This window comes from Psychrobacter sp. Cmf 22.2 (assembly GCF_001921745.1).
Taxonomy (GTDB): domain Bacteria; phylum Pseudomonadota; class Gammaproteobacteria; order Pseudomonadales; family Moraxellaceae; genus Psychrobacter.
Genome location: NZ_MRYA01000002.1, coordinates 121,207 through 133,302, shown reverse-complemented (window position 1 = coordinate 133,302; position 12,096 = coordinate 121,207). Strand labels below are relative to the sequence as shown.

The 12,096-nt window shown below is 42.9% G+C and carries 11 protein-coding genes; 4 read left to right on the top strand and 7 right to left on the bottom strand.

The features are described 5' to 3' along the window. The first annotated feature begins 189 nt into the window (after positions 1-189). Positions 190-1,035 (top strand): IclR family transcriptional regulator, encoded by an 846-nt coding sequence (locus tag BTV98_RS04775; protein WP_058369020.1) that lies wholly within the window; start codon positions 190-192, stop codon positions 1,033-1,035. A 68-nt stretch (positions 1,036-1,103) separates the two neighbouring features. Here BTV98_RS04775 and BTV98_RS04770 read toward each other — a convergent pair whose 3' ends face one another. The 3 genes from BTV98_RS04770 to fahA form a co-directional block, all read right to left on the bottom strand. After that, the gene (locus tag BTV98_RS04770; RefSeq protein WP_058369019.1) at positions 1,104-2,171 is read right to left on the bottom strand and encodes a TRAP transporter substrate-binding protein; all 1,068 of its coding nucleotides are present in this window, start codon (positions 2,169-2,171) and stop codon (positions 1,104-1,106) included. Positions 2,172-2,250: 79 nt separating this feature from the next. Then, a complete protein-coding gene (locus BTV98_RS04765) occupies positions 2,251-2,826 on the bottom strand; it encodes a VOC family protein (protein WP_075103048.1) in 576 nt (191 codons plus the stop codon). A gap of 136 nt (positions 2,827-2,962) precedes the next feature. Then, a complete protein-coding gene (gene fahA / locus BTV98_RS04760) occupies positions 2,963-4,255 on the bottom strand; it encodes a fumarylacetoacetase (protein WP_058369017.1) in 1,293 nt (430 codons plus the stop codon). Positions 4,256-4,674: 419 nt separating this feature from the next. On the opposite strand from fahA, the gene BTV98_RS04755 reads away from it, so the two are divergent. Then, a complete protein-coding gene (locus BTV98_RS04755) occupies positions 4,675-5,352 on the top strand; it encodes a DUF421 domain-containing protein (RefSeq protein ID WP_058369016.1) in 678 nt (225 codons plus the stop codon). A 117-nt stretch (positions 5,353-5,469) separates the two neighbouring features. Here BTV98_RS04755 and BTV98_RS04750 read toward each other — a convergent pair whose 3' ends face one another. The 4 genes from BTV98_RS04750 to hppD all read right to left on the bottom strand — a co-directional run bounded on the left by BTV98_RS04750 (position 5,470) and on the right by hppD (position 9,574). Next, positions 5,470-6,873 (bottom strand): Na+/H+ antiporter NhaC family protein, encoded by a 1,404-nt coding sequence (locus BTV98_RS04750; protein WP_058369009.1) that lies wholly within the window; start codon positions 6,871-6,873, stop codon positions 5,470-5,472. Positions 6,874-6,964: 91 nt separating this feature from the next. Further along, positions 6,965-7,318, bottom strand: a complete 354-nt coding sequence (locus BTV98_RS04745; RefSeq protein ID WP_058369010.1) for a 4a-hydroxytetrahydrobiopterin dehydratase — start codon at positions 7,316-7,318, stop codon at positions 6,965-6,967. 154 nt (positions 7,319-7,472) lie between these two features. Next, positions 7,473-8,306: a phenylalanine 4-monooxygenase gene (gene phhA, locus BTV98_RS04740; RefSeq protein WP_058369011.1), complete on the bottom strand. Its 834-nt coding sequence runs from the start codon at positions 8,304-8,306 to the stop codon at positions 7,473-7,475. A 167-nt stretch (positions 8,307-8,473) separates the two neighbouring features. After that, complete coding sequence (gene hppD / locus BTV98_RS04735) at positions 8,474-9,574, bottom strand: 4-hydroxyphenylpyruvate dioxygenase (protein ID WP_058369012.1); 1,101 nt, start codon at positions 9,572-9,574, stop codon at positions 8,474-8,476. 147 nt (positions 9,575-9,721) lie between these two features. On the opposite strand from hppD, the gene BTV98_RS04730 reads away from it, so the two are divergent. Together BTV98_RS04730 and BTV98_RS04725 are read left to right on the top strand one after the other, a co-directional pair. After that, the gene (locus BTV98_RS04730; RefSeq protein WP_058369013.1) at positions 9,722-10,651 is read left to right on the top strand and encodes a LysR family transcriptional regulator; all 930 of its coding nucleotides are present in this window, start codon (positions 9,722-9,724) and stop codon (positions 10,649-10,651) included. A gap of 200 nt (positions 10,652-10,851) precedes the next feature. After that, positions 10,852-12,048 (top strand): amino acid aminotransferase, encoded by a 1,197-nt coding sequence (locus BTV98_RS04725; RefSeq protein WP_058369014.1) that lies wholly within the window; start codon positions 10,852-10,854, stop codon positions 12,046-12,048. Positions 12,049-12,096 lie beyond the last annotated feature (48 nt).

The following is a 12,096-nucleotide window of genomic DNA, read 5'->3' as shown; positions in this document are numbered from 1 at the left end:
TTGAGCGATACGTGTTTCCATTCAAAAAATTAGGCCAAACTTATAATTATATTAACAGTTAAAGAGAGGTTTTCTATATATATCAAACACTCATTATTATCTATATAATTAGTCACAGTGATAAACCTGCTAAATTCAAACTATCAAACATAACCGTCAAATTGTTCTTTTTATTCAACCGGACTATCAATGTCATCAACAGAAACAACAGCAAATAAAAACCAAGGTGGCATACAGTCACTTGAGATTGGTCTCTCTGTACTAGATGTACTTATAGATTACCATAAACCTATGATGCTAAAAGACATCGCTCAAGCGATGCAAATGCACCCTGCAAAAGTACATCGTTATTTGGTTAGTCTCATTCGTAAAGACTATGCGCGCAAGCTGAGCGATGGACGCTACGGATTAGGCGCCCGAGTCAATGCACTAGGTCATACCAGTTTCGATCAAAACAATATTTTGCAGCGACTTACTAATGCTGCTACTGAAATTAAAAATGCCATTAATTGCGGGGTGCAAATTGCCAAGTGGTTTAGTGAAGGGCCCATCGTCATTCATTCTTTTGAGCCGGACAGTCCGATCAGTATCATTACTCGTATAGGCTCACGTATGCCGCTGGCGTCTTCTGCGACAGGTAGACTGTTTGCCAGCTATCAGCCCGAGACTATCATCAAACCTTTAGTACTTGCAGAGTGGCAAGGAGATATTGATATTTTGGCCACCGTTCCCACTACCAAGCCTGACAACGCTGACTTATCTGCTAAATGGCAAGCGTTTACTGAACTGCAAATCGATATCCGTATGCAAGGTTATGCCACGGTTGCTGGAGATATGCTAATGGGGATTAATGCCATTAGCATACCCGTCATTTTACCGCAGCCTAAAGATATTAACGATATCGACCCGTCTGCTAACGATGTGCTATTAGAATATGCGCTCACTATTATCGGTACTGCTGAACAACTTCCATTAGATAATCAGCAAGTCAAGGATAGAATATTAGCAATAGCTAAGCGTTATCAAATTGCCTAGCTATTTTATTAGCTGTCTTATTAACTAGTTCATTTTGCACAAAACACTCATCTAACCTATTAAACAATTTAAACCTTACAGGCCGCGCTGGCTACTTTGGTTTTTTCATAGACGGTTTGACCATCCAAGCCTTTGGCCGCTAATTCATCTAGATATCTCTGCGTACCCTCAAGTAACGGACCTTGCCAGTCAGGATCATTTAAAGGATCTGGAATATCGATCATCGTATCACCTTTGGCACGAGCGGCAGCCATTGCTTCATCATTGCTTCTATCAAATATTTTAGCGATACGATCTGACATGACTAGCCCTGAATTATCATCAATCACTCTTTTGAGATCATCAGACAGACTATTGTATTTATCCTTATTCATAGTGACTACAAAGGTAGAGTTATAAAAAGGTATATTGGTGTGCGCGCTCAGTAGCTCATCGAGACGAAAAGCTTGTATAGGTTGCCAAGTAAAAGCCAGACCATCAATGACGCTGCGCTGTAGCGAAGTGTAGGTATCACTGGCAGGCATCCCAACGGGCGCTGCACCAGTAGCTTCAATAATGTGGCTGGCAACTACAGATGGTTGACGAATTCGCATACCCTTCATATCTGCTGGCGTACGAATGGGCTTATCAATAGTATGCAGCGCCCCCTGTCCTGAACCCATTAAAGCGAGCAGATGGGTGTCCTCATATTCATCTGCAATAACCCCATCGTCATAGAGCTTATATAGTATGCAGGTCTGTTGCTCTGCGGTATTGGATATACCCGGTAGCTCTACCACTTGAGTTAGAGGAAAGCGCCCAGCAGTGTAGCCTTGCACTTGCATACCAATATCCACTGTCCCTTTTACCGCAGCATCATAAGTGGCGCCTGGTTTGCTTAGAGTAGCGGAAGGATAAATCTCAATCTTTAGGCGTCCATTCGAGTCTTCTTCTATTTTTTGCGCCCATGGCTCAAAGCCTTCAGTATTGATATTGTCATTAGCAGTCATAAAATGCGAAAACCGGAGGGTTGTCACTTCATCTGAGCCACCGTCAGTTGTTGCTGCTCGGTCATTATTAGAACAAGCAGATAGCCCCAGCCCAGAGACTGCCATTACAGTAGCTAGCGCTATTCCAGTAGATAGTTTTGTTTTCATCATAGAGTCCTTTCTTGATGATTGAGTTCTCACTATTAAAGCTTATTAAAACCTATTAAAGCTTAGCATGAAGCGATACCTATTCCCCTACAGGCACCTGCTCTTTGGCTTCCTTTAACTCTTCAGCATGCAAAAAATGCGTATGAGCTGGTGCGCGTTTGGTCCGCGTCCATTCGTCCAGCATATCTTGCTTGATCTCTTCGGTAATCATTGAGACTTTCTCTTCTGAAGTAATATCATCATAAGTCAGCTCCATACGATGGCCATTAGGATCAAAGAAGTAGATAGAATGGAAAATACCATGGTTGGTCACACCAATGACGTCAATCCCACCATCCTCTAAATGCTTTTTTGCAGCCATTAAAGCATCGCGGTCTTTTACTTTCATTGCTAGATGCTGTACCCAGTCTGGCGTATTAGGATCAGATCCCATTTCAGGTTGATTCGGTAATTCAAAAAACGCCAATACATTGCCGTTACCTGCATCTAAAAAGACATGCATGTAGGGATCAAAGGCTTTGGTAGAAGGCACATGGTCTTCGGCAAACGCTAAAATGAAGTCCATGTTTAAGTGTTTTTTGTACCACTCTACGGTTTCTTTAGCATCTTTGCAGCGATAAGCCACGTGGTGAATTTTTTCTATTTTAAAGCTCATATCAATATCCTTTTGATAATGCGTAAAACCTGAATTTAGTAACTCAGTAGGGTTTGTGTGTGGATCTAACCCAAGTCGAATAGCTGTCAATATTAATAATGCCAATCGACTGTTTTACGCTTGTTCTGTGTAAAAATTACGCGTCAAAATCAAAGTTTAAAGCAGGCAATACTTTACCGCGCACTTCACCAAACCCAACACGAATGCCATCTTTTTCGCTATAGCCTTTCATAATGACGGTATCGCCATCATCGATAAAGGTGCGCGTACCCCCGCCTTTGAGCTCAACAGGTTTGGTCGCGTTCCAAGCAATCTCAAGCATTGAACCATAAGAGTCTGGCGTTGGCCCTGAAATGGTGCCTGAGCCCATCATATCGCCGACTTCTACTTTACAGCCGGTAATCGTGTGATGCGTCAATTGCTGAGCCATCGACCAGTACATGTATTTAAAATTGGTTTCAGAGATGACGGTAGCGCTCTCCGCATTTTCTGGAAGCAACTCTACTGACAAATTAATGTCAAAGCTGTTATCGGATTTTGTCTCACGTAGATAAGTCAATGGCTCAGGATTCTGAGTTGGAATTGACGTTTTAAAAGGTTCTAGCGCATCTAAGGTGACAATCCAAGGAGATATCTCTGAAGCAAAAGTCTTGGCGTTAAAAGGGCCTAAAGGCACGTACTCCCATTTTTGGATATCACGGGCTGACCAATCGTTAAACAGCACCATACCAAAAATATGATCCCATGCGTTTTTGATAGAAATTGGCTCACCGATTTTGTTGGGTTGCCCCACGATAAAGGCGGTTTCAAGCTCAAAGTCAAGACGCTTACAAGGCGCAAAAATAGGACGCTCATCTGGATTGGGCTTGAGCTGACCTGACGGACGAATGATGTCTGTAGCACCTGTCACAAAGACCGTACTAGCACGTCCGTTATAACCGACCGGCATCTCTGTCCAGTTCGGCAATAGCGCATTGGCAGGATCACGAAATAGCGTACCAACGTTGGTGGCATGCTCTTTAGACGAATAAAAGTCAGTATAGCCAGGGACGTGAACAGGCAGATGCATCGTGACATCGGCTTGCTTAAATAACGCCTTACCTTGCAAGTCTTGATTATCACGTAGAGTGTCGCTATCGGCAGATAGCAGTGTCTGAATAGTGCGACGCGCGCTAGTCCAATTATCTCGACCAGAATCAATGAAAGCATTCAATGTCGGCTGATCAAAATAGCTACCACCTTCTAATTTAAGTAGACCTTCGGCTTCAAGTACCGCTAAGTCTAAAACGTGCTCACCAATGGCGACACCAGCTCGGCGCTTGCCATCGGCAGTTTCACTAAAGATACCATAAGGTAAATTGTGGATAGAAAAGTCAGAGTCGCTTGCGATATCGAGAAATGAAGAGAGGTTTTTGTCAATCGTTGACATGGTTGGCTCCTTGCTAGCTAATTGGTTTAGAAACTATTTTTGTAGAGATTTCTATGATAGAAAATAAATATTAATGCATAACAAACGTGATATTACGTATAGGTTAATACTTTACGTATAAGGTAATTTAAATTTATCAACATTGCAAGTTATTCCTTGATTTTTGAATCAGATGTAAAAAACTCATGTATGTCCGAATGTTTTCTTTTTTAGTCTTTATTTGGATTTACTTTATAAGACCATAAGCATATTGATTTATAATGCAGCAGTTATTCAAACATGCTGTAGCGGCTTGTTATAAGCTTTATTTTTGACGTTAAGCTACTTAGGCAATGTACATACTTTGAGCAAAGATCAATAGTAATAACGATAGCGTGGTCTAATAACAATAACTACGCACTAAGAAAGGATAAACATACATGGATCTGGCAAGCATCTTTATTCATGACACCACTTGGGCGTTTGCTGCCGAAATCGTCATACGCGTAGTAGTAATGTTTAGCATGATTATTGTATTTTTACGTTTCACTGGTAAACGCGGTGTCCGGCAGCTGTCTATTTTTGAGTTGACCATTATTTTGTCACTAGGTTCTATCGCTGGTGATCCAATGTTCACCGAGGACTTACCCATCATTCAAGCACTGCTCATCATGAGTATTGTGATTATCATGTACCGGCTCTGTACTTGGGTGATGATGAAATATCAGCCTTTTGAAGATCTTTTGGAAGGAAAGTCGCTTTATATCGTCGAAGATGGTGCTTTGGTACTGGATAAGATTAAAAGAGGCAAAATGTCACATGATGAGTTTTTTGCTGAGATGCGCCAGCAAGGGGTTGAGCACTTAGGTCAGGTGCGTGTCGGCTTGTTGGAAACTGATGGCTCATTTAGTTTATTGCTATTTCCGCCTGCTGAAACACGTTATGGTTTGCCTCTTTTTCCCAAGCAATATCAAGTAGCTGACGAGATAGATCCAAAGCATTGCTATGCTTGTATGCACTGCGGTTATGTCGATTATATTACTGAACCAGATCAGCAGTGCGTACGCTGCGAATGTGAAAGTTGGGCGAAGGCCTTGGATAGCGAGATTGTAAGATAGCCTACAATTAATCTTTAATTGACTCAAAATGAATAAAGCCGTCACGAATGAATCGTAACGGCTTTACTTTATGCGAGATTTATAAAAATGTAAAATCGTCACTAAAACCTAAATTAACTAACGAGTGGAAACTTTGGTCCCATCTTTACGACTAATCGTCAGCCCTGTAAAGCCAAATATCAATGTCAATAGCAGCGACAGGTAACAGAAAAACGCATAAGGCAGATAATCCAGCACTGGCACGCCTAATGCTTGACTGATAAACACGCCACACACACTCCAAGGTACGAGTGGATTGATTACCGTCCCTGCATCTTCAATGGTGCGAGATAAGTTCTTTGGATGTAAGTTTAAGCGCTCAAATATCGGACGAAACGCTGTACCTGATAGCAGAATACTCAAATACTGCTCACCGATGAGGACGTTGATACTTAGTGCTGACATGGCTGCGGCAAATATTGCGCGTCCCGAGCTGGTCAAAGTGTCTTTGATACCTGATAGCAGCGCTGGCAGGATACCTAAAGCGCTCAGCAATCCACCAAGACTAAGAGCCAATATCACAATCATTTGAGTAAAGAACATGCTTTGTACGCCGCCGCGTGAGAGCATACCGCCAACTTCTCCAAGATCTAATGTTTCAGCGGGCGCATAACCGGCAAAGAAATACCCACCCAATTGTCCAATGCTTGGTGAACTGTGCAAATAGGTGACAATCAATGCTGCGATAATGGTACAAATAATGGTATAAATGGCGTTAACCCGAAACACGGCTAATCCAACAAGTACCACAAACGGTAATACTGCATAACCATGCACCAAACCACTGTCGATCAGCTGTCCTTGTAACACCGTTACCTGACTTAAGTCCCCGCTGACCGTCTGTCCTGAGAAGAACCAAAAAAGTATGACCGTCAGTATCCACGCAGGTACTGTGGTATACATCATATTGCGAATATGCTCAAATAAATCGATCCCCACCACTGATGAAGCGATGGTACAAGTATCAGATAATGGCGACATCTTATCACCAAAAAACGCCCCTGATACCACGGCGCCAGCAGCAATAGCGACATTGGCATCAAACGCATTACTCATTCCAATAAATGCCACGCCCAAGGTCGCCGCAGTGGTCAAACTACTGCCCAATGCAATACCGATGATTGAGGTAAGTACAAAGGCTGATATGTAATAAAACTCTGGTGAGATCAGCTCAAAGCCAAAGTACATCAGTGTCGGTATGGCGCCGGACATCATGAGTGCAGCGACCATCAAACCAATAAAGAAAAACAGATAAATCGCACCAATACCGCGCATTACGCCCGAGGCCATTTGTCCTTGCATGTCATCAAAGCTTAGACCTTTGAATAGACCAATAGCCAATAACACACAGATAGCGAGGATTAGAGATAAATGAGGCACCCAGCCAAAGCCTATCATGGTAATACCCATAATAGCGATGACAGTGGTGGCAATAGTAAATGCTAGTCTAGGTGAAAACTGAGTGAGTATTTGTGGCGGCATCACACATCCTTAGATGACCAGTTGAAGTTGGTTTAGGGTTGGCTTTGAGTATGGCAAGTTTACTGAGTCGCTTTGATTATTGCTACCCTCATTACTTACTGTATAGGCTATCTGTCTTTGCTGCCATGATAAAATCATTGCGATGCAGACCTTTGATACTGTGCGACCACCAAGTAACCGTGGCTTTGCCCCACTCTACCAATATGCCAGGATGATGCCCTTCGGCTTCCGCAATATCTGCCAGCTGATTGGCAAACGCCATTGCAGTAATGAAGTTTTTGAATTTATATTGGCGTTGTAATTGATTGATACCATTGACTTCGATAAGCGACCAATCAGGAAGTTGTTGTAACAGCTCGCGTGCTTCAGTATCTTCGACTTTTGGGGCGCCGACACGGCAGGCTTCGCAGCTGGCTTGAGATAAGGCTTGTAGATGCTCAGTCATAGTAAATTCCTTTTATTTTAACTATTGAGTTGTTGTTAAATGTACGTCCATGTTGACGTGATTGTTTATTTAAGCAGACAATGTTTAAGTGTTCTTAATTAAGCTATCACTTTCTTTAATGATCAGTTGATTAAACAGTCAATTGATTAAGCAATTAACTGGTTTCGACTTTATAGGTTGGCTCAAACATTCCAAGCGACATCGCTTGCTTGACCACGCCCATAATATCGCTATTTACGATGTCAAACAGCGTATCCAAATCGTCAATGACATAGTAGATAGGCTGAATATGATCGATACGATAAGGGGTACGTAACACATCTAGTAAATCGAAAGCTCGATGCTCAGGCTGATGATGGGATTGATGATCTGATTGATTTTGAGTCTCATCATTGAGGGCATAAATAGTTTCATAAGGGGAGCTTAAGATGCCACCACCATAAATTCGGCGAGTATCTCTCGTGTGCCCGACCAAGCCAAACTCAATAGTAAACCAATAAAGGCGTGCTAAAAATAGCCTTTCTTCTTTACTAGCATTAAGCCCAAGCTTGCCATAAGTTTCATTAAAAGTAGCAAATGCAGGATGAGTCAGTAGCGGACAGTGCCCGACAATCTCGTGAAAGATATCCGGTTCTTCTATATAGTCCATGTCATCAAAACGGCGGATAAAGGTCGCAACGGGGAAAGATTTGTTGGCTAAGAGTGTGAAGAACTTACCAAAGCTAATTAAAGCTGGTACGGCGGCCGTTTGCCAACCTGTGGCCGCTTGCAACACTTCATCAATAACATGTAATTGTGGAATACGATCCGACGGTAGATTGAGCTTTTTAAGTCCATCTAGATATGCTGTGCAAGCACGATTGGGTATTTGCTCGGCTTGACGCTCAAGGAGCGCTTGCCACATGGCATGCTCATCATCACTATAGTGAATATGACCATGAGCATCAGGTTGATGCGAGAGATAAGGTTGTTTGTTTTGGCGTTCCATGCCAGCATTCCTTTTGCTATTCGTCCGTTTTATTTAGACCAGTACTTTGGTAACACAGTGTCTTTGCTAATACAGTGTCTTTGCTAGTACGGTGTTTTAGTAATATAGCGTTAATGGTGGCAAGACAAATTCCTTTTTGTCCTACCATGTTTGCTTAATGGTTAAATTTACTCTGTTTCTGTCTCAGACTGCCCAATAGCGCCGCGGCGCACTTGATCGCGCTCTATTGATTCAAACAGCGCTTTAAAGTTACCTTCGCCAAAGCCTTCATCGTAATCGCCTTTACGTTGGATAAACTCAAAAAACACTGGGCTACCTAAGATAGTTTCAGAGAAAATCTGTAATAGTAGACGCGGTTTGCCGCCTTCAGTAGTACCATCTAATAAGATGCCACGCGTTTGCAATTCAGAGACGTTTTCGCCATGATTTGGTAAACGCTCGCTTAGCATTTCATAATAAGTAGCCGTTGGCGCGGTCATAAGCGGTATGCCCGCCGCTTTTAGTTTATCGATACTGGCAAATAAGTCATCACTGGCTAAGGCAATATGCTGAATACCTTCGCCATTAAACTGCATCAAATACTCTTCGATTTGTCCGCCGCCCTGCTTAGACTCTTCATTTAATGGAATACGGATTTTGCCATCGGGCGCGGTCATGGCTTTACTGGTCAGCCCTGTATATTCGCCCTTAATATCAAAATAGCGGATTTCACGGAAGTTAAAGATGCGCTCATAAAAGTTTGCCCAATAAGCCATGCGACCACGGTAGACGTTATGAGTCAGGTGGTCGATGACTTTAAAGCCGTGTCCAACAGGGCGTCTATCAACATCTGGGAAGAACTCAAAGTCGACGTCGTAGATAGACTCACCATCTTTAAAACGGTCAATCAGATAAATCAGTGAGCCGCCGATACCTTTGATGGCAGGAAGTCTTAGCTCCATAAATCCTGTCGGCACCTCTACTGGCTGGGCACCATTTTCAATCGCAAGCTCGTAAGCTTTTGCAGAATCTTTAACACGAAAGCCCATGCTACAGGCTCCTGCTCCATGCTCTTCAACGAAGTAGCTGGCCGGGCTTCTTGGCTCGCGGTTCAAGATGAGGTTGATATCACCTTGACGGTATAAAGAGACATCTTTGGATCGGTGATTGGCAACATGGGTAAAACCAAGTTGCTCAAAAAGTGCTTCTACCGCTTCAGGTTGTGGCGAGGCGAATTCGACAAAATCAAACCCTTGCAATCCTACTGGGTTTTCAAATAAATCTGCCATTGTAATCATCCTTAACGTTAATCGGTGGTATAAAATTCACATAAAAAGTTGTATATATCAATGCAATATATTGACGATATACTCATCTTAGAGTAGCTTTATTTATAAGACTAATTGTTTTTTTTAATTTATTTATCAGGTTTACTTATGAATATCAGTATTCGTCAGCTCACAGCTTTTATCAAAGTCGCTGACAGCGGCAGTTTTACACGTGCCAGTGACCAGATGTATTTGACCCAATCTGCGGTCAGCGGACTGATTAAAGAGTTAGAAACCAGCCTTGGAATCGTGTTGTTTGATCGTACCACTCGCCAGCTATCTTTGTCGGTCGTAGGCAGACATTTATTGCCGCAAGCGCGGCGGGTACTTAATGAGATGCATTTATTTGAAAATGAAGCGAGCAGTCTGATGAGTCTTGCGCAAGGTCAAGTCAGGCTAGCGGTATCGCAGTTCGCCGCCTCATCTATGCCTGCGGTCATCGCTCAGTTCGCCAAAGATTATCCTGATATCAGCGTGTCTTTATTGGATTGCTCTGCAGAAAACGTCCTGCAACACATTCAAGATATTGAGGTAGATCTAGGTGTCGGTACGGAGCTTGGTTTGATGGAAACTGAGGATGATATTAGTGCTGATTTGTTGTATGAGCTGCCATTTTGCATAGTGATGCCAGATAATCATGCGTTGGCTCAAAAAAAAGAGGTGGTATGGAAAGATTTAATAGATACTCCACTCATTACCTTACAAGGGCCTTTTATTGAGCAAGTGACCGCTGAGCTAGATGAGACGGTTGCCACGCATATTCAGCAAGCGCGCTATAAAGTAAACTTTATGTCGACAGCGCTTGAGATGACGCGTCAGGGCTTTGGTATTACTTTATGCTTGCCTTATATGCCAGAAGTCATTGATTGGGTAAGTGCCAATGGCCTACAAATGCGCCCACTTGCACAGCCCGTTAAAGTGCGTAGGTTCTTTATATATCAGCGTTCATCGCGAGCGCTATCGCCTGCCAGTATCGCCTTTAAAGAGTTTTTGCAGACTTATTTTGCAAGCCATTTTAACGATTATAAAGGGAGCTAGCGTAAGTAGACGCTATTTTTAAATGGATATTAGCCCTTTAATTGGCTAAAAATATATTTAGATGATCAAATAGCTCATCTAATCAGTTAATTAATCAATATGGTTGAATCTAACGTTGAGTTAATTGTCAATCTGGTTTATGCTTTTTGGCGGCTTCGTGTCTATTCTTGTGCTTTATTTTATTCTTGTAAGGAAAAAAAATGTTTGAACGTATCGACTACTACGCGGGTGATCCAATCTTGGGGCTGATGGACAAGTTTGCAAAAGACAGCAATCCCGATAAAGTAAACTTGGGCGTGGGTGTGTACTACGACGAAGACGGTAAAATGCCGGTACTTGAATGTGTAAAAACTGCCGAACAGCGCATTGCAGACCCTGTCTCTCCGCGTCCTTATTTACCGATGGCAGGACTGCCAGGTCACCGTAAAGGTTGTCAGGAACTGTTATTCGGTAAAGATGCACAAGTATTAAAAGACGGTCTTGTCGCTACCATCGCTACTATTGGTGGCTCTGGCGCATTGAAAGTAGGTGCTGAATTTATTCATGAATGGTTCCCGCAATCTAAATGCTATGTGAGCGACCCAACATGGGGCAACCACATTGCTATCTTTGAGGGCAGTGATGTTGAAGTTGGCAAATACCCCTACTACGATAAAACCACTGGCGGCATCAAATTCGATGAGATGATTGCGTTCTTTGAGACGTTAAACAAAGACGATGTTCTTTTACTTCATCCTTGCTGCCACAACCCAACGGGCGTGGACTTGACCAAAGAGCAGTGGGATCAAGTGCTAAACGTCATTCAAGAGCGCGAGCTGATTCCATTCATGGATATCGCTTATCAAGGTTTTGGCGAAGATATGGACAGCGATGCTTATGCTATTCGTAAGGCAGTCGATATGGGTCTACCGCTGTTTGTCAGCAACTCATTTTCCAAAAACTTATCGCTATATGGCGAGCGTGTCGGTGGTCTATCAGTGGTTTGTCCAACTACCGATGAAGCCGAGCGCGTCTTTGGTCAGCTGACCTCTATGGTGCGCCGTATCTACTCAAGCCCGCCATCACACGGTGGACGCGTGGTTGATATCATCATGAATGATGAAGCCTTGCACGAGCAATGGATCGGTGAAGTTTATGGCATGCGTGACCGTATCAAAGCCATGCGTATGAAGCTTAAATCTGTACTAGAGGCCAAAATCTCTGATCGTAACTTTGATTACCTGACCAATCAAAACGGCATGTTTAGCTTTACAGGATTGACGCCTGAGCAAGTGGAACGCATGCAAAGCGAGTTTGGTATTTACATGGTTTCCAATTCGCGTATGTGCGTCGCTGGTTTAAATGTCGATAATATCGACTATGTCGCCAATGCCATGGCAGAAGTATTAAAAGATTAATGCTTTAACCCAATGTTATAAATAGATTTAAAAGCTGGGCGCTTGCTC